The sequence below is a fragment of the Tenacibaculum mesophilum genome, from assembly GCF_003867075.1.
In the GTDB taxonomy this organism is placed as follows: domain Bacteria; phylum Bacteroidota; class Bacteroidia; order Flavobacteriales; family Flavobacteriaceae; genus Polaribacter; species Polaribacter mesophilus.
The window spans coordinates 2,062,772-2,084,491 of the sequence record NZ_CP032544.1; the positions used below are offsets into that span (position 1 = coordinate 2,062,772).

General features: G+C 32.1%; 19 protein-coding genes. 5 read left to right on the forward strand and 14 right to left on the reverse strand.

Annotated elements, in window-relative coordinates; translation table 11 throughout:
* Position 1: 1 nt before the first annotated feature.
* On the reverse strand, positions 2–487 hold the full coding sequence (locus tag D6200_RS09280; protein WP_073182546.1) for an acetyl-CoA carboxylase biotin carboxyl carrier protein subunit: 486 nt from the start codon (positions 485–487) through the stop codon (positions 2–4).
* Positions 488–995: 508 nt separating this feature from the next.
* On the opposite strand from D6200_RS09280, the gene D6200_RS09285 reads away from it, so the two are divergent.
* Positions 996–3,338 (forward strand): TonB-dependent receptor, encoded by a 2,343-nt coding sequence (locus tag D6200_RS09285; RefSeq protein WP_206337260.1) that lies wholly within the window; start codon positions 996–998, stop codon positions 3,336–3,338.
* Positions 3,339–3,424: 86 nt separating this feature from the next.
* Here the strand turns inward: D6200_RS09285 and nqrF are convergent, their stop codons facing one another.
* From nqrF to D6200_RS09330, 9 genes are all read right to left on the reverse strand, one after another.
* A complete protein-coding gene (gene nqrF / locus D6200_RS09290) occupies positions 3,425–4,741 on the reverse strand; it encodes an NADH:ubiquinone reductase (Na(+)-transporting) subunit F (RefSeq protein WP_047788331.1) in 1,317 nt (438 codons plus the stop codon).
* Positions 4,741–5,499, reverse strand: a complete 759-nt coding sequence (gene nqrE, locus D6200_RS09295) for an NADH:ubiquinone reductase (Na(+)-transporting) subunit E (RefSeq protein WP_073182545.1) — start codon at positions 5,497–5,499, stop codon at positions 4,741–4,743. The genes nqrF and nqrE overlap by 1 nt, the downstream gene beginning before the upstream one ends.
* Before the next feature lie 31 nt (positions 5,500–5,530).
* On the reverse strand, positions 5,531–6,175 hold the full coding sequence (locus D6200_RS09300; protein WP_047788329.1) for an NADH:ubiquinone reductase (Na(+)-transporting) subunit D: 645 nt from the start codon (positions 6,173–6,175) through the stop codon (positions 5,531–5,533).
* A 2-nt stretch (positions 6,176–6,177) separates the two neighbouring features.
* Positions 6,178–6,918: a Na(+)-translocating NADH-quinone reductase subunit C gene (locus D6200_RS09305; RefSeq protein ID WP_047788328.1), complete on the reverse strand. Its 741-nt coding sequence runs from the start codon at positions 6,916–6,918 to the stop codon at positions 6,178–6,180.
* A gap of 2 nt (positions 6,919–6,920) precedes the next feature.
* The gene (locus D6200_RS09310) at positions 6,921–8,126 is read right to left on the reverse strand and encodes an NADH:ubiquinone reductase (Na(+)-transporting) subunit B (RefSeq protein ID WP_047788327.1); all 1,206 of its coding nucleotides are present in this window, start codon (positions 8,124–8,126) and stop codon (positions 6,921–6,923) included.
* A gap of 3 nt (positions 8,127–8,129) precedes the next feature.
* Positions 8,130–9,482, reverse strand: coding sequence for a Na(+)-translocating NADH-quinone reductase subunit A (locus tag D6200_RS09315; RefSeq protein ID WP_073182544.1), 1,353 nt, complete (start codon positions 9,480–9,482; stop codon positions 8,130–8,132).
* 158 nt (positions 9,483–9,640) lie between these two features.
* Positions 9,641–10,771 carry a cytochrome-c peroxidase gene (locus D6200_RS09320; protein ID WP_073182543.1) on the reverse strand — a complete coding sequence of 377 codons (1,131 nt, stop codon included), beginning with the start codon at positions 10,769–10,771 and terminating at the stop codon, positions 9,641–9,643.
* 31 nt (positions 10,772–10,802) lie between these two features.
* Complete coding sequence (locus tag D6200_RS09325; protein WP_073182542.1) at positions 10,803–12,023, reverse strand: DUF6850 family outer membrane beta-barrel protein; 1,221 nt, start codon at positions 12,021–12,023, stop codon at positions 10,803–10,805.
* Between the two features lie 70 nt (positions 12,024–12,093).
* Entirely contained in the window at positions 12,094–12,453 is a 360-nt protein-coding gene (locus D6200_RS09330) for a hypothetical protein (protein WP_152376941.1), read from the reverse strand.
* Positions 12,454–12,669: 216 nt separating this feature from the next.
* Between D6200_RS09330 and D6200_RS09335 the strand changes: the two genes are divergently transcribed.
* From D6200_RS09335 to D6200_RS09345, 3 genes are read left to right on the forward strand one after another with little or no spacing between them, the layout of a single operon-like run.
* On the forward strand, positions 12,670–13,905 hold the full coding sequence (locus D6200_RS09335; protein ID WP_073182540.1) for a type IX secretion system plug protein: 1,236 nt from the start codon (positions 12,670–12,672) through the stop codon (positions 13,903–13,905).
* Positions 13,906–13,956: 51 nt separating this feature from the next.
* On the forward strand, positions 13,957–14,343 hold the full coding sequence (apaG, locus tag D6200_RS09340) for a Co2+/Mg2+ efflux protein ApaG (RefSeq protein ID WP_047788321.1): 387 nt from the start codon (positions 13,957–13,959) through the stop codon (positions 14,341–14,343).
* Complete coding sequence (locus D6200_RS09345; protein WP_073182539.1) at positions 14,343–15,437, forward strand: DUF3667 domain-containing protein; 1,095 nt, start codon at positions 14,343–14,345, stop codon at positions 15,435–15,437. The genes apaG and D6200_RS09345 overlap by 1 nt, the downstream gene beginning before the upstream one ends.
* On the opposite strand, the gene D6200_RS09350 is transcribed toward D6200_RS09345, so the two are convergent.
* The 4 genes from D6200_RS09350 to D6200_RS09365 are packed head-to-tail and all read right to left on the reverse strand — an operon-like array spanning position 15,434 to position 19,909.
* Entirely contained in the window at positions 15,434–16,762 is a 1,329-nt protein-coding gene (locus D6200_RS09350) for a hypothetical protein (RefSeq protein WP_073182538.1), read from the reverse strand. The genes D6200_RS09345 and D6200_RS09350 overlap by 4 nt on opposite strands.
* Positions 16,763–16,767: 5 nt before the next feature.
* Complete coding sequence (locus tag D6200_RS09355; RefSeq protein ID WP_073182537.1) at positions 16,768–18,477, reverse strand: hypothetical protein; 1,710 nt, start codon at positions 18,475–18,477, stop codon at positions 16,768–16,770.
* Between the two features lie 7 nt (positions 18,478–18,484).
* The gene (locus tag D6200_RS09360; RefSeq protein WP_073182536.1) at positions 18,485–19,156 is read right to left on the reverse strand and encodes a hypothetical protein; all 672 of its coding nucleotides are present in this window, start codon (positions 19,154–19,156) and stop codon (positions 18,485–18,487) included.
* Positions 19,157–19,192: 36 nt separating this feature from the next.
* A complete protein-coding gene (locus D6200_RS09365; RefSeq protein WP_047788316.1) occupies positions 19,193–19,909 on the reverse strand; it encodes an NRDE family protein in 717 nt (238 codons plus the stop codon).
* Positions 19,910–20,048: 139 nt separating this feature from the next.
* Here D6200_RS09365 and pruA point away from each other — a divergent pair, with 139 nt between their 5' ends.
* On the forward strand, positions 20,049–21,674 hold the full coding sequence (pruA, locus tag D6200_RS09370) for an L-glutamate gamma-semialdehyde dehydrogenase (RefSeq protein ID WP_073182535.1): 1,626 nt from the start codon (positions 20,049–20,051) through the stop codon (positions 21,672–21,674).
* Positions 21,675–21,720 lie beyond the last annotated feature (46 nt).

Here is a 21,720-nt window from a genome sequence, read left to right on the forward strand (position 1 = left end):
ATTATTCCATTTCTATTAAAACCGTATTCTTTTCTACTTTATCACCTGCCTGAATAGCTACCGATTTTACGACTCCGTCTCTTGGTGCTTGTAAGGTATTCTCCATTTTCATGGCTTCTAATACTAAAATTCCATCACCTTCTTTTACTTCTTGACCAATTTCAACATCAACAGAAACAATTAACCCAGGCATTGGTGCCTTGATATCGTTTTCTTTTTTCTCTGCAGCTACCTCTAAACCTAATTCATCAATCAACATATCTAATTCGTTAGAAATATTCACCTCATAGGTGTTTCCGTTGATTTGAATGGTGTATGTTCTTTTGTTGAAATTTGTTTGGAGTATGGTAGCTTGATACGATTGGTTACCATCAAGTACGTGGTAGTTATTTTGTGATTTTTCTACTATGTCTAACGCCTCTATTTGCGCTTCAGTAAAGTCAAAATCATGCGTTTTATTAACGCTCGTTTTAAAAGATTTACTCATAAATATCTGATATTTTCACCACTAAAATATTAAAATTACAACGGAATGCATTGAGTTAAATCTATAAATTGGCTAGAATGTTTTTTTACTTCCTTGATTACTTCCTATCCATTTACTAACAACCTCAGAAAAACCCGCTATTTATCCCGCTTAATTCATATTTCATATTTACCTTTGCACTGTTCTCATAAAGGGGTGCCTTATTTGAATTACGAATTGTGGAATTACGAATTTTGATTATTAAAATAATTTGTAATTAATCATTTATAATTCATAATTAAATTCAGGCTGAGATCATACCCAACGAACCTGGAACAGGTAATGCTGTTTAGGGATTTTATCGTCATTGCGAAGTAATTTGGAAAATTACTGTGGCAATCTGTTTATTGAAGAAAAGATTACGTCGTCGTAAACTAACTCCTCGTAATGACAAAATTTAATTATTCAATGTTTAACTAAAGAATAATTACCTCTTTTTATTCGATTTTGTTTTTATAAAATGAGACCGATGTCTTTTCGTAAAAAAGTGAAGATAGTAGCTTTTTTACTCGTTGTATTCACAACATTAACAACAAGCGCACAAACGTTTATTCTATCTGGTAAAATAGTTGATGCAAACCAAGAACCTTTAGTGGGTGCTACCGTAGCAATTAAAGCTCAAAACAAAGGAACTTCTACCGACTTTGAAGGTAAATTCAAATTAAACTTACCAAAAGGAACACATGTTATTGATGTTTCTTATGTGGGGTTTAAAAGCCTTTCACAAGAAGTTAAAATTACCAATAACCAACAGATTACGTTTCAATTAATTTCTAATGAAACTGTGTTAGATGAAGTGTTGGTATCTGCTGTTCGTGTAAAAGCAGATGCACCCGTAACACACTCTAACCTTGGCAAACATGAAATTGAAAAACGTAATTTAGGACAGGATATTCCTGTGTTACTAAACTACTTACCTTCTGTAACATCCTCGTCAGATGCTGGGGCTGGTGTTGGTTATACTTATATTCGTGTACGTGGTTCGGATGCTTCTCGTGTGAATGTTACGATTAACGGAATTCCATACAACGACTCTGAAAGTCATGGAACTTTTTGGGTAAATATGGGAGATTTTGCTTCGTCTACACAAAGTTTACAATTACAACGTGGTGTGGGAACGTCTACGAACGGTTCTGGAGCATTTGGAGCTAGTTTAAATATTTTAACCGATGCTGTTTCGGATGAAGCTAGTGGAGAAATTTCAAATGCTTTTGGTTCTTATGGAACTAGAAAACACACCGTAAAGTTTACCACTGGAAAATTAAATAATGGATTTGAGTTTGCAGGACGTTTGTCTAACATTTACTCTGATGGATATGTTGATAGAGCTTTTACCGATTTAAAATCGTATTTCTTACAAGGTAGTTATACTGATGACAATACGTTGATTAAAGCCTTAGCTTTTGGAGGAAAGCAACAAACCTATCAAGCTTGGTATGGCTTAAGTGCTGAGGAGTTACAAGAAAATCGTCGCCAGAACCCGTATACCTACGATAATGAAACCGATAATTATTGGCAAGATCATTACCAATTACATTGGAATGAGAAACTCTCTGATAACTGGTCTACCAATATTGGATTAAATTATACCAAAGGAGAAGGATATTTTGAACAGTTTAAAGAGGACAAAGATGCTGTTGATTATGGTAATGTAATTGTTGACGGAAGCGATGTTATTGTTCGTCGTTGGTTAGATAATGATTTTTATGTAGCTAATGCTAACGTTACTTATAAAACTGAAAAATTCGAGTTAATTTCTGGTGCTTCTTATAGTAATTATAAAGGAGATCATTTTGGTGAAGTTATTTGGGCTACACAATTTGCAGATGGTGCTAGCATTAGAGATCGTTACTATTTTAGTGATGCTAAGAAAAATGATATTAGCGTTTTTTCTAAAGCTACTTTTAATGTTTTTGATAATTTAAAAGCTTTTGTTGATGTACAAGGTAGGTTTATTGATTATACAACCGGAGGCTTTACTTCTGATTTAAATCCTTTAAATATTGACACTTCATTTAGCTTCTTTAATCCTAAGTTAGGTTTTACTTACAGTATTAATAAAGAAAATAGCATTTATGCATCGTATGCTCGTGCGAACAGAGAACCGAACCGTGATGATTTTCAAAATGGCTCGAATGTACAACATGAAACCTTAGATGATTTTGAATTAGGGTGGCGTTTGCATAATAAAACGGTTCAATTGAGCACCAACATCTATTACATGTCGTACGACAATCAATTAATTCAAACTGGTGGACTGAATGATGTTGGAGAATATTTACGTGAAAATGTGAAAGACAGCTATCGTTTAGGAGTAGAAATTGATGCTAATATTAACGTTACAGACAAGTTTAGCATTAATCAAAATCTTACCGTAAGTAGTAATAAAATCAACAATTTTATGTTAGATCGTGATGGTGTTCAACGCAATATTGGAACTACAAACATTGCTTTTTCCCCTGATATTATTGCTGGAAATGCTTTGATTTATAAGCCTACAAAAGGGTTACAGCTTTCTTTATTATCTAAATTTGTTGGTGAACAATATCTAAGTAACACAAACACAGAAGCCTCTAAACTAGATAGCTATTACGTTAGTGATTTTAATGTTAGTTATGAATTAAAAATGAACAAAGTTTTTAAATCTATTGTTTTTACAGGATTGGTAAACAACCTTTTTGATAAAGAATATGTTGATAGAGGATATACCTATTTAAATACTTGGGATACTCCTGGAACTTCTTTTGAGGTCCAAGGATACTTTCCGCAAGCTACTAGAAACTTTTTAGTAGGTGCAACGTTAAAGTTTTAATTGGGAAAATGCTAGAAAAACAAAAAACCGAGACAATTAATTGTCTCGGTTTTTTTATATAATGTATTAAACTAAACACTATGTTTCTATCCTCCAAAGTCATCAAAACGAATGTTTTCGTCATCAAGACCAAAATCTTCACCCATTTTTTGTACTGCTTTGTTCATTAATGGTGGCCCACAGAAATATAATTCTAAATCCTCAGGACTTTCATGCTTAGATAAATATTGGTCTATTACAACTTGGTGAATAAACCCAACAAAACCGTCTCCGCTTTCATCGTTAATATCTTTTTTAACTTTCCAGTTATCTTCTTCTAATGGCTCAGATAATGCCAAGTAGAATTTAAAGTTTGGAAAGTCTTTTTCTAACGCTCTAAAGTAGTGAATGTAGAATAATTCTGCTTTAGAACGACCTCCATACCAGTATGTTACTTTTCTACCAGTCTTTAAAGTTCTAAATAAATGATAAATATGTGAACGCATTGGTGCCATACCAGCTCCACCACCTACATATAACATCTCTGCATCAGAGTCATTGATGAAGAATTCACCATAAGGTCCAGAAATAGTTACTTTATCTCCTGGCTTTTGATTAAAAATATACGAAGATGCCACCCCTGGATTTACATCCATCCATCCGCCTTTAGCACGATCGAAAGGAGGTGTTGCTACACGAACATTTAACATTATTTCTCTTCCTTCTGCTGGATAAGAAGCCATAGAGTATGCTCTCTCTACAGTTTCTTCATTCTTCATTACTAATGGTCTTAGGTTAAATTTATCCCAATCAGCCTCAAATTTATCTGGTTCCCCTGGATGATCTTGTGGATGTGCAGAAATATCCATATCAGCATATTTTACTTCACATGGTGGTATTTCAATTTGAATATACCCACCTGCTTTATAATCCATTTCTTCAGGAATCTCAACTACAAACTCCTTAATAAAGGTTGCCACGTTATAGTTTCTTACAACAGTTGCTTCCCATTTCTTAATTCCAAAAATTTCTTCTGGAATAGATATATCCATATCTTGCTTTACTTTTACCTGACATGCTAAACGGATACCATGTTGTAATTCTTTACGTGTAAAGTGTGGTGTTTCTGTAGGTAAAGCTTCTCCTCCACCTGAATTTACATGACACTCACATTGTACACAAGAACCACCACCACCACAAGCTGATGGTAAAAATATTTTTTCATTACCTAAGGTAGATAATAAAGTTCCTCCTGATGCTACTTCTATTGTTTTTTCACCATTGATTGTAATTTTTACAGGTCCAGATGGTGCCAATTTTTGCTTAACAAATAATAATAAAGCTACCAAAACTAAGATTACCGCTAAAAACGCTAATACTGTAATAGCAACTGTTCCTCCTGTGCTTACTTCTAAAAATACCATTATTCTGTAATTTCTTTAGTGTTATTAGCTAATTCTCCTGCCTTCTCTTCAGTCTTTTCAGTTTCCTCTACTACCTTTTCTTCAACTTCTTTCTTTTCAACCTTAACTTCAGCAGTTTCTTCTTTTTTACCTGCATCATCACCTCCAGTTAACATTCCACCGAAGCTCATAAACCCGATAGCCATTAAACCTGTAATAATGAATGTAATTCCTAATCCTCTTAATGCTGGTGGCACAGAAGAGTATCTGATTTTTTCACGAATAGCAGCAATAGCTAAAATTGCTAAAAACCACCCGATTCCTGAACCAATACCATACGTAAATGATAAACCTAATGTTGGAATTTCACGAGATTGCATAAATAAAGATCCTCCTAAAATTGCACAGTTTACTGCAATTAATGGTAAGAAAATACCTAAAGAGTTATATAATGCTGGCGCAAATTTTTCAACTATAATTTCTACTAATTGTACCATGGTTGCAATTGTTGCAATAAACATGATAAATGACAAGAAACTTAAGTCATAATCTACATATTCCTCTCCCAACCACTTTAAAGCTCCAGGTTGTAATAGGTATTGATCTAACAACCAGTTTACTGGTACTGTTACTGCTAATACAAAGATTACAGCGGCACCTAAACCTACGGCTGTTGATACTTTTTTAGATACTGCAAGGTATGAGCACATTCCTAAGAATGTAGCAAATACCATGTTATCTATAAATATCGATTTGAAAAATAATTCTATATGTTCCATTTTCTATATTTTTAATGAACACTAACTTAAGTTAGTCTTCTACTAATGCTTTATTTCTTGTACGTTGTACCCAAATAATAATACCCACAACAATTAATGCCATTGGTGATAATAACATAAATCCGTTGTTTTCGTATCCTAAAGCATACAATCCTGTTTTCTCGATAGGATCACCTAATACTTTAAATCCTAATAAAGTACCTGAACCTAATAACTCTCTAAAGAAACCTACAATAATTAAGATTACTGCATATCCTAAGGCATTTCCTATTCCATCTAAAAACGATCTCCAAGGTCCGTTTCCTAAAGCAAAAGCCTCAAAACGTCCCATAATAATACAGTTGGTAATAATTAACCCAATAAAAACCGATAAGGTTTTACTTAAATCGTATGCAAATGCTTTTAACACTTGGTCTACGATAATTACTAAGGTTGCTACTACGATTAACTGTACAATAATTCTAATTTTTGATGGAATAATATTTCTCATTAACGAGATTACTACATTCCCTACTCCTAATACAAATAATACCGATATAGACATTACAATAGAAGCTTTTAACTCTGCTGTAATTGCTAATGCAGAACAAATTCCTAATACCTGAATTGTAATTGGGTTATTATCTGCTAATGGATCAGTAATTAACGCTGCGTCTTTTTTTGATAAAAGTCCCATATTTATTTTAATGTTTTAAAGTAAGGTACGTATAAACCTAATTCAGATTTAATCATTGCAGCTACTCCGTCTCCAGTAATAGTTGCTCCTGCAATTGCATCTACCTCGTTATCATTTTTATCTTCATTCTTTGGATCATTGTTCGATTTAGAAACTGCAATTCCTTTAAAAGAACCATTGCTCATTAAATCTTCTCCAATAAAATCGTCCATAAAGTAACGTTGCTTAATGTTAGCCCCTAAACCTGGTGTTTCTCCTTTATGATCGAAGAAAACTCCTTGAACTACCATGTTTTTATCCATTGCAACATATCCCCAAATAGCATCCCAAAGACCTTTACCTCTAATTGGAGCGATATAGAAAGTTTTTCCTTCCTTTTCACCTACAAATAATGGTAATTTTCTTGTTTTTCCTTCTTTAGCTGCTGTTTGTTGCTTTTTTACATCAATTAAATACGCTTTAGAATCTTCAGAAGCATTATCTCCTTCAATTACTAATTGTTTTTTTATGTATTTAGCAAACTCGTCTGCTACTTTATCTTTTGAAACAAACTCTACACTTGTTTCATCGTTTTCATTTACACCCATTGCATACAAAATATTTTGCTGCTTCTCGATACGTTTGTTAGCATCGATTGTTGGGCGAAGTGATGACGCTGTAAAAGCTAACAACGCACCCACTACTAGTACCATTCCTATTGCGAATGCTACCGTATATACATTACTATCTGTCTTCTTACTCATAATTAGGCAGTTTTAGCTTTTAAACGTTTTAATCTTCTTTTTACATTACCTTGAACTACGTAATGATCAATAGTTGGAGCAAATACATTCATTAATAAGATTGCTAACATTACTCCTTCTGGATATGCAGGGTTGAATACACGAATCATAATTGAAATAAAACCAATTAAGAATCCATAAATCCATTTTCCTTTGTTAGTTTGTGATGCTGTTACTGGATCAGTTGCCATGTATACAGCACCAAACGCAAAACCTCCAATTAATAAATGCTTCCAAAAATCTAAACTCATTAATCCGTAAAACTTGCTTGTTTCACCAATCCATCCCATATCAACTACTTGATTGAAGATGAATCCCATTACTAAAGCTCCAATAACTGCAGATAACATAATTCTCCAGCTTCCAATCTTTGTAAAGATTAAGAATAAAGCTCCTAATAAAATTAATAATGTTGAAGTTTCTCCTACAGAACCTGGAATAAACCCAAAGAACATATCAGAAACTGAATAGTTTAATGGTTGTGATTGTGCCAAACTTCCTAAAATTGTTTCTCCTGAAATGGCATCAGCTGTTCCGGCAGCTTCTACTGCTCCTTGAACCCATACTTTATCTCCAGACATCCATGTTGGGTATGCGAAGAATAAGAATGCACGAATAGTTAAGGCAGGGTTTAAGATGTTCATTCCTGTACCTCCAAATACTTCTTTACCAATTATAACTCCAAATGCTACTGCTACTGCTAGCATCCATAATGGTAAATCTACTGGTACAATTAATGGAACTAACATTCCTGTTACCAAGTACCCCTCTTCTATCTCATGCCCTTTGATTATACAAAAAACAAACTCTATTGCTAAACCAACCGCATATGAAACAATTACTAATGGTAATATTTTAACCAAACCTATTAGAAAGTTACTCATATTCCAAAACTCTCCAGAAAAGAAACCTGTTGCATTTGAAACGGCTTCTATTTGAAGATTATGCTGATACCCTGCATTGAACATACCAAAAAGCAAACATGGTATTAATGCCATAATTACCGTATTCATGGTACGTTTTAAGTCATCTGCTGCCTTAATATGAGTTCCGCCGTGCGTTACCTCTTTTGGCATATAAAGAAAAGTATGAAATCCACTAAATAAGGGAAACCACTTTTTTTCTTTATGTTCTTCTCTAAAATTATCTAATTTTTGTTTTAAGCCCATATCTTATCCTAATTCTTCTCTCATTAAATCTAATCCTTCTCGAATTATTTTTTGGTGAGGTTGTTTCGATACACAAATAAATTCTGTTAATGCAAAATCTTCTGGTGCAATTTCGTAAGCCCCTAATCCTTCCATTTCGTCCAGATCTTTATACATACAAGCTTTTAATAATTGCATCGGATAGATGTCTAACGGAAAAATTTCTTCATAAGAGCCTGTTACTACAAATGCTCTGTGTTCTCCGTTAGTATTTGTATTTAAGTCATATTTTTTCTTTGGGTTTAACCAAGAAAAAGTTAATGCTCTAGAAGTAGATATTTTGTTAAAAACTGGTTTATTCCATCCAAAAAACTCATAATCATCTCCTTCTGGGATAGCTGTAATTAAGTTATCGTAGTATCCTAAGAAACCATCTTCTTTAACTTCTAAACCACTTAAAACATTTCCACTAATTACACGAGCATTATCAGCCTCTAAATTTCCTTTAACAACATCAGCTATTTGTGCCCCTGCTTTTGCAGTTACATACTGTGGTTTGTTAAATTTAGAACCTGCTAAGGCAACAGTACGAGTAATATTTAACTTCCCTGTTAATAATAGCTCACCTATTACTACTAGGTCTTGAGGCGTAACTACCCACACAACTTCTCCTTTATTAATAGGATCAATTTGTGCTATTTGTGTACTTACATTTCCTACCGGGTGTGGACCTGAAACTTTATGTAGTTCAACTCCTTTCACATCTTTAAATGGTGATAGTGTTGAGTTTTTACCTACAGAAACATGTACTTTACCTGCTGTTAACTTTGTTAACGCTGTTAAAGCTGCTTGTAATTCTGCTTCTTTGCCTTTTAACGCATAATCATAATCAGCTGCTAAAGGCGCACTTGCATAGGCAGATACAAAAATTGCTTTTGGTGCTTGATTAGGATTTGCAACTACGTCATACGGACGTTGTTTTATAAACGGCCAACAGCCTGAAGCAAACAAGTGGTTTTTCACCTCTTCTCCAGACATTGTGTCTACATCTTTTTTACCAAAATCTTTGTATTCCTGCTGTGCATCAGCAGTGATTTTAATTGCTAAAACTTTTCTTCGTGCTCCACGAACGATTTCTGTAACTTTACCGCTAACAGGACTAGAAAATAAAACACGCTCGTCACTTTTTGAATAAAAAAGTGCTTCTCCTGCTTTTACTTCTGTACCTTCTTTTGCTAAAATTTTAGGAATAACGCCGTGAAAATCATCTGGCTTTACTGCAAACAAACTACCTAATTGAAGTTCAGTAGTTATCTGTTCTGCCTCGCCAACTAGCTTGATATCCAAGCCCTTCTTAATACGGATGTCTTTTGACATAGGAACTGATTAATTTGATTTTCTTAAAAACACGCAAATTTAAAAATTTTGCATCCCTTTGCAGAACAAAACCTTTCTTATCTTTAAAAAACAACATTATTTATACTTATTCTAAATTAGCTCTTACTTTTTTAAGCTTCTTATTGTAGAACAAACAGTCATCGTGGTACTTCTGGAATCTCCATTTTGTACTTTGTTCCATTTAAAGCTTTTAGAAAAGCTACTAAGTCATTAATTTCTTCATCGGTTAAGTTTAAAGGTTTCATTAACGGGTCTACCACTGGAAACAATGAGTCTTTCTTTTTTTCTTCAAAAGATGGGTTTAACATCTGCATACCACTGTTATACATGTTTACCACTCCTGTTAAGTTATCAAAAAAACCATTGTGCATCCATGGTCTTGTATTAAGTAGATCTCTTAAAGAAGGGGTTAAAAATTTTCCAACATCTTCACTATTCTTCGTAACATTATAACGTCCTAGATCTTCTTGTTCTCTCTTGTAATATGTTAATCCTATATTATGAAATTTTTGATCTGTAAAAAATTGCCCATGATGACAATTCATACATCTTGCTTTTGTTCTAAAAAGATGTAACCCTTTAATTTCAGAATCTGTTAATGCTTTGTAACTTCCTTTCATAAATCTATCTACCTTACTAGGTTGACTTTTTATAGTTCTCTCAAAAGCTGCAATTGCACTTAAAACCTGCTCTATTGTTATATTTTCTTTTTTATAAACCTTTTTAAAAAGCTCTTCATATCTTTTTACTTTTTGAAGCTTACCAGGTAGTTCATCAATATTCATATTCATTTCATTATGAGCTGTTATAGGCCCCAGTGCTTGATTTTCTAAAGAAGCTACTCTACCATCCCAAAAAAAGATTTTTTTTGATGCTACATTTAAAATTGTAGGTGCATTTCTAGAGCTTTGTAAATGATTATGACCCGTAGATTTTTCGGTATGAGTTGCCCATCCCATTTCTGGATGATGACAAGAACTACATGATATTTGATTTGAGGACGATAATTTGGGATCAAAAAAAAGTAGTTTACCTAGCGTAACTTCTGGCTTTTTTATGTCTTCGAAATAATTGTAATTTATTTCTATGGGTTTCATTTCTTGCCACTCAACCCCCTCGTCAATGATTGGTTTTGGCCATTTTGAAATTGGTTTTTTATATAAGTCAACTATGGAATAACCTTGGTTTAATTTTTCTTCTTGTGAATTATGTTGCTTGCATGAATACAACACAAGGATAAGAATAAGGTATTGTAAAAATCGTGTCATTTTTTGTTGCGAAAGAAAATAAAAGGAGCATTTAAAAACTTACTCCTGTTGATATTGTATATAAATTATTTATTGCAGTGTTAACTAGAGCTGTTTCTGTATTAATTCCAACGAAAACATTAATTTTTTCCGCTACACTATAATCTAGCTTAAGTTTTACTCCTGAATTAATATAATTAGAGTTTAGCAATTCATTATTTTGATGAAGCATGTTTGATATGGAAACTTGATTATCGTTTCTTAACAAAGATTTCCCTTTTAAAACAGCTTTATAATTAAAGTTTACTACTGCAGAAAACAATATTTTCTCATTAACACTTGTTGTATATCTAGAGACAAATCCGACATTAAGATTATCAACATACTGGTAACTTCTAATTAAAAAATAGTCTTCTTTGTATTTTTGATAGTTAATATATGGAGAGAAGTACATAAAATACTTTTCAGCGTCTTTATAGTAAAGTGTACTTAATTGATAAGTAGTGTTATTTAGTTTGTAATTTTCGTTTTGACCTATAATTTTGAGTGTTGATCCAGTTCTTGAAGAAAGAATAGACTCTAATCCTTTTTTTTCTTGAACCTGATACATTAGTTTAACCCCAAAAGTTTGCCCTTTTTTCGTAAACAATTTTACCAAAGAAGCGTTTATATCGTTATTTTTTAAGCTAGACAACTCTGTAGATACTGCTTCACTTAAAAATTTACTTATTTTCAATTGTTTTGTGTTTACATACAGCCATAAATCATTATTTTTTATTGGCTGTAACTGCATTCCTAAATTAAATCCACTACCATCATAAAAAACACTTTTATAAGTTCCTCTTACAATATCATTAAAATATCCTAAGCCATTTAAATGATAAATCTCGGGTACTGAAATTTGATTAAAAAAACGAATATCATTGGATTGTGTATATTTCTGAAAACCTGCATGAAGCCCTAAGTTAACCCCAAAAAGATCTTTAAAATATACTCCTGATTTTATTTGAAAATTTGAACTTACGTCTTTTACTCTTGGATCTCTACTTCTACTAGCTAAGTTTGCTTTGTATTGTAACTGCGCTCCAAAATCTATTTTTTTAGTCGTTTTTGCATACCCTCCTAAAAAGTGATAACGCTCGTTACTTAAGCTTCCTCCTACCGAATCTGCTGTAATGTATGGATAAATTAAATCATAATCGATAGCTTCATTCCATCGAATACTTTTTTGATTGATGTTTTTATACCCTGCTACCCCATAACTTATGAACACTATCTACAAAATAAAAAGGCTGATTGTCTTTAACAAGACAATCAGCCTTTTTAAAAATAAGTAATAAGTTTTAATTGGCACATACCGACTTAGTAACAATCCACGCAGAACCAGTAGGGGAACACTTCTGAACCAACTTAGCTAATCCACAAGGAAGCTCAGTAACATTCACATAATCTTGAATTATATCTATAGTATAACCATTCATAGTAAAGAAATCCGCATCTCCAGGGAGAGTATATAGATTAAAAGGATAACCTATGTATCGATTCCAACATTGAATTTCTGCTGGCAGTACTTCTTGTGAAATCAGAGGATTAATTGAAATATCACAACCACAATCCTCTGATGATTTACCTTCCACTTTAACTACTTCTTCTTTTTGTTTCAGCAACACATCGTCTTCTATATTGTCTTGACAAGAAAGCACAGCAAGCAATAGCAATAAAAATGGTAAAACTTTAAAGTTTTTCATAATTTCCTAAATTAAGTTATAAGTATGGTTATTTTTTTTGGTTAAATTAGGGTGTAAAACTACAAATAATATTTATTCAATCTAAATAAAAAGTAAGTAAATTAATGTTTTATATATTCGTAGTTTTACAAACTGAATCTTCACGTTTTTTAACGTATTAAGGCTTTATAAATGCGATTATCAAATTATTTTTTATTATTCTTTGCATTGTTATTTTTGAATATTCAAGCTCAAAATGTAAAAACAGTACAACTACGACCTAAAAATAACCCAAACTTTTATGCCCCTATTGTTCGCTTGGGTGATGTTTTAAAATTATCTTTTGATGATTTAGATGCTGATAGCAAACAGTATTTATACAAAATTGAACATATGACTCATGATTGGAGACCCAGTTCAATAACAAGTAATCAATACATTCAGGGTTTTGAACAAAACGAAATCTTCAACTTTACCAATTCCTTTAACACACTCCAACCTTATACTCATTATTCTATAGAAATCCCTAATGAGAACACAATTATCACAAAAAGTGGTAATTATTTAATTTCTGTTTTAGATGAGGATTATAAAGTTGTTTTTACAAGACGCTGTGTCTTTTACGAAGATATTACCACCGTTGGTGTTGCTGCTTTTAGAAGCAGAAATACAACAACAACCAACCAACAACAAACCGTTCAATTTTCAGTTAATCACTCAGGTTTACAAATCAATAATCCTTCTCAAGAAATTAATGTTACATTGTTTCAAAACCATAATTGGAATACAGCTATTACTAATCTTCAACCTATTTTTATAAAACCTCAACAACTTTTATATAATCACACTGTAAAAACTAATTTCTGGGGGGGAAATGAGTTTTTAAATTTTGACACTAAACTGATACGAAACTCTAGTTTAAATGTTGCTAAAGTAGAACGCAAAAACGTATACCACAGCTACCTCTACACAGACGAGCCTAGGGCTGATAAAACATATACCTACAACCCTGATATTAACGGACAGTTTGTTATAAGAACCACTGAACGTGATGTTATTGACAACAGAGATAACACTGAGGCTGATTATTCTTTAGTTCATTTTTCTTTAGATGCTTTTGAGCCTTACGAAAACAAGGAAGTTTATGTTTATGGAGCTTTTAACAACTACGAATTGTCTGAAGAAAATAAAATGACCTATGATCCTTCTCAGAAAATTTACAAGGCAATTTTACCTTTTAAACAAGGCTTCTACAACTATAGCTACGCTACTTTAAACAAGAAAAAAAACATTGACTTACACGAGGTTAACGGTTCTTTTTATCAAACTGAGAATGAATATACCGTAATTGTTTATTACAGACCTTTTGGTGAAATTTACGATAGAGTAATTGGTGTTGGTTACGGTTTTTTTAACCAAAATAGGTAAGGTATTTATGTAAACGTTGACTAAAAACTGAAAAAGAACTATCTTTATCATATGTTTCAGCAAATTACAAAAGGTATTAAGGTTTCTGTAAAAACGTCTTTTAGAGGCTCAGTTTACAGAGAGCATCGGCAATACTACGCTTTTAGTTATTATGTTTCCATAGAAAATAGTTCGAAAGAAACTGTAAAGCTATTGGAACGTTTTTGGGTTATTTTTGATGCTCTTAACAATACTGAATATGTAGAAGGTGAAGGTGTCGTTGGTGAAACTCCAATCTTAAGACCTAACGATATTTATAATTACAGATCAAATTGCTTTTTACTATCTACTACAGGTGCTATGGGCGGCAATTATAAGATGATTAACGTAGAAACTTTTGAGGAATTTCTTGTAATTATTCCTACTTTTCAATTAACCACCTCTTCTATTTTAAATTAATGATTAAGAAAAATAAAGTTCCGGTTATTAAAGATGCTAACTGTTTAAATTGCGGATGTCCTTTTACTAATAACGAAAAGTTTTGTCCTGAATGCGGACAAAAGAATAGAGGTAAGAAAATTACACTAAGTGTTTTTCTTCGTGAACTTTTTGCTGGTTTTTTCTCTTTAGATACTAAGTTTTGGCGAACACTAATCCCTTTACTAATAAGCCCTGGAAAAGTTTCAAAAGACTATATAGAAGGAAAAAGAATTAAATACACAAATCCTTTTCGGTTCTATTTAGCTACATCTATTATTTTTTTCTTAATCATAAGCTTAACAGACAGTTACAAAAAGTTTGAAGAATTAAGGATTGGACGTTCATCTAATATCAAAATAAATAATGATGACTCAGAGGATATTCAAGTAGATTTGGACTCTATCCAAAGTATCGTTTTTAAACAACTTGAAGAACAAGACTCTATTGACACTAAACAAACTGAAACTGATTCTACTAAAGTTTCGTATAATATAAAACCAAAAACAGTTAAATCAAATCTTAGTAATTCTTTTGATATTATAGAGTTTATGAAATTTCAAAAGACGCATCCAAAAACCTCTATTGATGCTGCTTTGGACAGTTTACAAGTTACCAAAAATTTTAGCAATCGTTTTTGGTATTCTCGCGCTAAAGTTTTTAATTCAATTTTTTTAGATAGAGATGAAGCAAAGAAGTTTTTCCGTCAGGTACTATCATATGCTTCTATAGCACTTTTTGTTCTACTGCCTTTATTTACTTTATTTTTAAAATTTATTTATATTAGAAAAAAATATACTTACGTAGAGCATCTAGTTTTTGTATTTCATGTACAAACTGTGCTATTTCTTCTTTTTTCAATTTTTTATATTATAGACTTTTTTAAACACTCTAATAACTTTCTTTCTATTTTCTTATTACTTTTTATGGTTTACCTATACATTGCCATGAAAAGGTTTTACAATCAAGGATATTTTAAAACATTTACTAAATATATGCTTGCAAATACGATGTTTTTTATTCTAGCCATGCTTGGATCAGCCGCTATATCATTTGCTGCATTTGCCCTGTATTAATTCAAGGCTTGTAAAAAAAAGTTTTTTGAAGTGTTTTTTAACTCTACAGTCGCCTTTAACTCGTTGTTATTAGCTACTAATAACTGCATTGTTTTCACTTTACTTAAATATTTATTTTTAATAGAATAAATACCTCTATCCCTATTCTGATAATCAGCCACGTTAAATAAGAAGTAAAATTTATTCTTTTTATTAACCTCTTTAATTTGCTTATCTCCTTTTATTGACACAAACCTTAAACCTTCTTCTTCGCAAAAGCTATAGGTAGTAAAAAAAGGCATTAATGTTAGAATGTCTTCATTATCTAGTTTTTGAATTGCTCTTTTTTCTTCTAAATACCTGCACAAATCATCTCCATCAACTTCTAAAATCACTTTGGGTGTTATTATTTTTTGAATTTCCTTCTTTTCAACCTTATTAAAATCATCATCGTACTCATAAGTTACAATCGTATCTAATTTTTCTACGAAAGAACTAAGATTAAAATCTATCACTCCATCCCATTTATTAGTAACAGAATCTAATGACAATGTTGTTAGCTTTTTAAACTTTTTCTTAAAATCTACACCTAATCTACTTGTTAATACTTCGGTGTTTAATTTCCCTGACACAGTTACTATCGAACTACCCACTGAAGACGCTTTAAATGGCTTAAACAAGTTATTCTCTTCACTTAACTCTCCTTGAATCTTTAAACCACCTCCATCTGCAGAAAATTCAAAAAAGTCTCCTTGCAAAGTACTTATAACTATTGGCTGTTTACTATCCTTTATCCGCCTTAAGATTAAGTCGTTTTCAGAAAAATAGTTTTCATGACTTAGTTTAGATAATAACTGAGGGAGTATTTGTGCTCCTTTATATTTTTTTAATAGTACTTGCAAAGAATTACCTTTCACTACACAACTTATTACCCCTTTACTATAAACAGTTGTCTTATTTATATTTTTGACTGCAAATCCTTCTTCTTTTAAAGCTTCTTCAAAATTTTGTTTTACAACTATTGGACTACTAATAAAAAAGTTTTTAAACTCTTGTTCATTAGTATAAAAAAACAAACCAGGAGGCACTTCTACCTCATCTAACCATGTTGTTTTATTTTTTGCTTTTTTGCTTGTAGATTTCTTGAAGTCTAACTGAGAAAGTGGATGTTTTAAAAAACTACTAAGTATACTATACTCTATTTCTCTAAGATTGAGGTAAACTATAGTTTCAGCTGAAGTTGGTACTTTTTTTTCATAAATTACGGTTGGATTATATCTAAAAAATCCAACCGTAACTATAATACAGCATACTGTTACAAGTATATATGCTATTCTTTTTATCATTTAGCTTATTTCGCTACTGTATTGATAAATTCTAACAATAATTTTAACGTGTTCTCTTCTGTTCCTTGTGTAGATATTTTTAATTCAGAAGAAATTGTGTTTCCTTTCATTCTAGACACTCTAAATACTCCATCGTTTAAGTTATCTGTTGAAAAGCGCATTGCCTCTTTTTCCGATTTACTCATCCATTTATTAGGAATTTTATTTAAAACCGCATTTACATCTACAAAAAGCACTGTTGAGTTGTCTCTAACCAACTTACTGTGTTTTTTTGTATTAAAGTTATTATTACCACTAGCAATGCTTAACGCATTCGTTTTTGATGTAGTTAAGTACAATACATCATTTTTAACTACTGAATATAAATCAAATGGTATATCAGACTTTTTAGTTTTAAACTTTACTACGTTATTTTCAATCTCAACTGCTTTATGCTTTTCCCCTAATTTGAAAAACTTATTCAATAAATCTTCTTCTTCTGAACCAATCATCAACGTAAAATCAGGAATGAACTCTTCTTTTGTTTTTGTTACTTCTTTACGCTTATAATCTTTATCATATTCGTAAGTAGTGTACTCTACTTCTTGTTTAGAAAAATCGTTCAATACTAAAAGAGCATCTCCAGTAACTAATCTACCTACTGCTTTTTCATCTATAACTAAAGAAAATAAATCACCTACAAGTTCCATTTCTTCTTGAAATTTAGGTAAAATACCTCCGTACATCTTATGTAATAATTCAGGATATTCCTTTAATGTTTCTTCAGTATCTATAGAAATACTCCAAAAAGCTAATGCTTTATCATGATCAAAGCTATTAACTAAATTGCTACTCATTTTTTTATTATAAATCTTCTTAAAAGATTTCTTCATATCAGAACTAACCGACATATCTAATAAAATTCTTGCATCACTTTTATCAAAAAACAAATTAGCAGTTACTTCTTCAACTCCATAAATATTTTGATTTCCTCCTTCAGCATACATAGGATATAGATAACCTCCAAAAGACTTAAATAAGTCTGTCATTAACATTCCATAGTTACGAATCCAAAGTGTTGCCGATGCATTTTTCTTTTTACTCTTTTGAAACTTTTTATTAGTAGCAATAGACATTATAACATTCTTATTAAATAGGTCTAGCACATATTTTTTTGTCCAATCTTTACCTATTCTTTTTCTGAAGTTGTAACCAAACTCTCCTTCTTCTTTAAGCTTATCTAGACGTTCTTTATGAGTTGAGAAATATCCTCTTGACGCATCACCGTTTACCAATAAAAGGTAATTATCGTTCCATATTCTAATATCACTTCGTCCTTCAATAATATTATACCCCTCCATTCTTCTTATCTTCTTCTTATTTCGTTTACTTAACATTGATTCGAACAACTCTCTATCTTTCAACTCCACATAAAAATTGTGATATGAAATGCTATCTGTTTTAGTAAAGAAATAATACGCGTTTGATTTAATATCAATGCCAGCATTAGCAACTGAAGACACTTTATCTTCATCACGTCTTCTATTAATATCCTTTAAAATTTCTTTTCCAATAGCATTTTTGTCAATATCTGATACTTCTATCAATTTAAATAAATTTTCTGCGTTTGCAGAAACTAACACATCTATGTTGTTAGGTATCTTAGACTCTAGTCGTTGAGCCTGTATAACTGTAAGTATATTTAAAAACAGTAGTGTAGCAATAATTTTTTTCATCCTAAATTTAATTCTCTAATTGTATTTTATTTTTGATTGTTTGTTTGTTTGCTATGATGTCTTGTGCCTGTAAATGCAACATAATAGCTTTTTTACTTTTTGATATTCTTGCTTGGTTGTTTTCTGTATATTTTATAGGTGTTTCAAACCTATACACACTGGTGTAAGTTGCAGTTTCAAATACTTTACGGTCTTGATTTTTTGTTTTTCTAAACTCTTTTCCTAGATCAAAATGATGGCTGCGTGTAAATATTTTACTTTTTTCATTAAAGGTAAAATGCTTGTTCTTTTTAATAGCTTCTATATGTTTCTTTGAGCTAAAATTAGCTATTACTTCATTTAAAGCTTCTACATTATCAAAATCACACGAAACTGTAACAATAAACTCATTAAAATCTAACGTGTTTTTTACGTTATGAACTCCTTTTGTTCCTTTAATTTTAGAAACTATTTCTTGTACTTTTTTTCTTATAGTTACTTTTGAAGGTACTTTATAGCCATTAATACTGTCAAGTAGCATTATAGAAGCTAGCTTTGTTTTACTTTTACTTAAGTTAATGGTAAGTACAGCACTTCCTGAGCCATCTTTATTAAAACTCACTTCTTCAACAAACTCAAAACAGCTAGTAAATAAAAGGATAGAAATTGTAGAAAATAGCAATAATATTTTTTTATTCATAAAAACTTTTTTTGCAAAGATATTAAATCGCTTTTATTACAAACTAATGATTTCGACTCCTATTTTGTTAATATTTGAATGCAGGTCGTAGTAGCTCATGGTAAGTTGCTTTTCTTTTTTTATTACTGAAGTTACACTAACAGTTTCTACACTTTGACGCTTCATCTTTAATGACACTTCTTTATTACCTCTAGTTTCATCTTGATGAAAATTAATTATACCTGATTGATGAAACTCTTTGTTGTTGGATAACCAATCTGCAAACCACTCTTTTCTTAGCTGTTTCATTTCATCAGTATATAGTGTAGATGATGACCATATTTTAGGAGTTTTACCTAGCTCTTGAAAATGTTTTTTAACTCCATCCCAAACCAATTCATACGCTTGCAACCCATTATTCCAATCAACTAACACAATGGTAAAAGGCTCAATTCCTTCAAAGTCAAAGTGATTGATAATTTCAACAGGATCATCAACTTTTAATAACTGCTTTACAATCACTCCCCTACTCATTCGGTACGATTCTGCTCTTTGGTGTTTTGTAAACCCTCCATTTAGCAAACAAATCAATCTATTTTTTTCACTTAACCCTATCCATGTACCTCCAGCTAATTCATCTTTAGGGTATGTTAACTTCACTCCTTCTTCAACATACGTTTTTGGTGCAATCGTTTTTCGTTTCGGGTCTTCATCTCTATTTGATGTTAATATAAAATTATTATTCCCTAAAGGTAAATAAGTTACCGTACACATATTGTTTTACTTTTATATAATTCCAGCCTTATGTCCATTTAAATATTCCTAAAATAACCGTAACTTTGTCATTTAGGAAAGTCTGAGATAGACTTTTCAATAACAAAGAAAGAAATTTAATTCAACAAACAACATACAAATGGGAAAAGGATTTTTTCACGTACCAACTGCCATTAACGAACCGGTAAAAGGATATGCTCCAGGATCTTCAGAGCGCGAAGCCGTTTCAAAACAATACAAAGAATATTTTAACGGATCTGTAGATGTACCAATGTACATCGGTAACGAAGAGGTTAGAACAGGAAATACTCGTAATATGACACCTCCACACGACCACCAACATGTGGTAGGACAATATCATATTGGAGACAAAACACATGCAGAAAAAGCAATTGCTAATGCTTTAGAAGCTCGTACGGAATGGGCGCAAATGCCATGGGAACAAAGAGCTGCTATCTTTTTACGTGCTGCTGAGTTAATTGCGGGTCCTTACCGTGCAAAGATTAACGCTGCAACTATGATTGCGCAATCTAAAACTGTTCACCAAGCTGAGATTGATGCTGCTTGTGAATTAATTGACTTTTTACGTTTTAACGTAGAATATATGTCTGAAATTTACAACGAACAACCAAACTCTGACGACGGAATTTGGAACCGTGTTGAATACCGTCCGTTAGAAGGGTTTGTATATGCAATTACTCCATTTAACTTTACTGCAATTGCTGCAAACTTGCCTGCATCAGCTGCAATGATGGGGAATGTTGTAGTATGGAAACCATCTGATAGCCAAATTTTCTCTGCAAAAGTAATTGTAGATGTATTTAAAGAAGCTGGTGTACCAGACGGTGTTATCAACGTAATTTATGGTGATCCTGTTGAAATTACTGATGTAGTTTTATCTTCTCCTGATTTCGCTGGAATCCACTTTACAGGTTCTACTTATGTATTTAAGGAATTATGGAAAAAGATTGGTGAAAACATTCACACTTACAAAACATACCCAAGAATTGTAGGAGAAACTGGTGGTAAAGATTTTATCATTGCTCACCCTTCTGCAAACCCAAAACAAGTAGCTACAGGTATTTCTCGTGGTGCTTTTGAATTCCAAGGTCAAAAATGTTCTGCGGCTTCAAGAGTATACTTACCAAAATCGTTAGCTGAAGAAACCTTGAACTATGTAAAAGAAGACATCGCTTCTTTTAAAATGGGTTCTCCAGAAGATATGAGTAACTTTATTACTGCGGTAATTCACGAAGGATCTTTTGATAAATTAGCTAGCTATATCGATCAAGCTAAAGCTGATGCTGACGCTGAAGTTATTGCAGGTGGTAACTACGATAAATCGAAAGGATACTTTATTGAGCCAACGGTTATCTTAACAACCAACCCTAAGTACACTACTATGGAAACTGAATTATTTGGCCCTGTAGTAACTATTTATGTGTATGAAGATGCAGATTGGGCTGATACGTTAAAGTTAGTTGACGGAACTTCTGAATACGCTTTAACAGGTGCTGTATTCTCTACAGATCGTTATGCGGTTGCAGAAGCTACAAAGGCTTTAGAAAATTGTGCTGGAAACTTCTATATAAACGATAAGCCAACAGGTGCTGTTGTAGGACAACAACCATTTGGTGGAGCAAGGGCTTCAGGAACAAACGACAAAGCAGGATCTGCTCAAAACTTATTACGTTGGGTTTCTCCTCGTTTAATCAAAGAAACATTTGTTTCTCCAACCGATTATCGTTACCCTTTCTTAGGATAAAATATTCCGATTACGGAAATTTACTATAAGTTAAAAGCAACCCCTT

Coding starts and splice junctions, on each gene's coding strand:
- D6200_RS09280 (WP_073182546.1), bottom strand. CDS start 487: ATGAGTAAATCTTTTAAAACGAGCGTTAATAAAACGCATGATTTTGAC.
- D6200_RS09285 (WP_206337260.1), top strand. CDS start 996: ATGTCTTTTCGTAAAAAAGTGAAGATAGTAGCTTTTTTACTCGTTGTA.
- nqrF (WP_047788331.1), bottom strand. CDS start 4,741: ATGGTATTTTTAGAAGTAAGCACAGGAGGAACAGTTGCTATTACAGTA.
- nqrE (WP_073182545.1), bottom strand. CDS start 5,499: ATGGAACATATAGAATTATTTTTCAAATCGATATTTATAGATAACATG.
- D6200_RS09300 (WP_047788329.1), bottom strand. CDS start 6,175: ATGGGACTTTTATCAAAAAAAGACGCAGCGTTAATTACTGATCCATTA.
- D6200_RS09305 (WP_047788328.1), bottom strand. CDS start 6,918: ATGAGTAAGAAGACAGATAGTAATGTATATACGGTAGCATTCGCAATA.
- D6200_RS09310 (WP_047788327.1), bottom strand. CDS start 8,126: ATGGGCTTAAAACAAAAATTAGATAATTTTAGAGAAGAACATAAAGAA.
- D6200_RS09315 (WP_073182544.1), bottom strand. CDS start 9,482: ATGTCAAAAGACATCCGTATTAAGAAGGGCTTGGATATCAAGCTAGTT.
- D6200_RS09320 (WP_073182543.1), bottom strand. CDS start 10,771: ATGACACGATTTTTACAATACCTTATTCTTATCCTTGTGTTGTATTCA.
- D6200_RS09335 (WP_073182540.1), top strand. CDS start 12,670: ATGCGATTATCAAATTATTTTTTATTATTCTTTGCATTGTTATTTTTG.
- apaG (WP_047788321.1), top strand. CDS start 13,957: ATGTTTCAGCAAATTACAAAAGGTATTAAGGTTTCTGTAAAAACGTCT.
- D6200_RS09345 (WP_073182539.1), top strand. CDS start 14,343: ATGATTAAGAAAAATAAAGTTCCGGTTATTAAAGATGCTAACTGTTTA.
- D6200_RS09350 (WP_073182538.1), bottom strand. CDS start 16,762: ATGATAAAAAGAATAGCATATATACTTGTAACAGTATGCTGTATTATA.
- D6200_RS09355 (WP_073182537.1), bottom strand. CDS start 18,477: ATGAAAAAAATTATTGCTACACTACTGTTTTTAAATATACTTACAGTT.
- D6200_RS09360 (WP_073182536.1), bottom strand. CDS start 19,156: ATGAATAAAAAAATATTATTGCTATTTTCTACAATTTCTATCCTTTTA.
- D6200_RS09365 (WP_047788316.1), bottom strand. CDS start 19,909: ATGTGTACGGTAACTTATTTACCTTTAGGGAATAATAATTTTATATTA.
- pruA (WP_073182535.1), top strand. CDS start 20,049: ATGGGAAAAGGATTTTTTCACGTACCAACTGCCATTAACGAACCGGTA.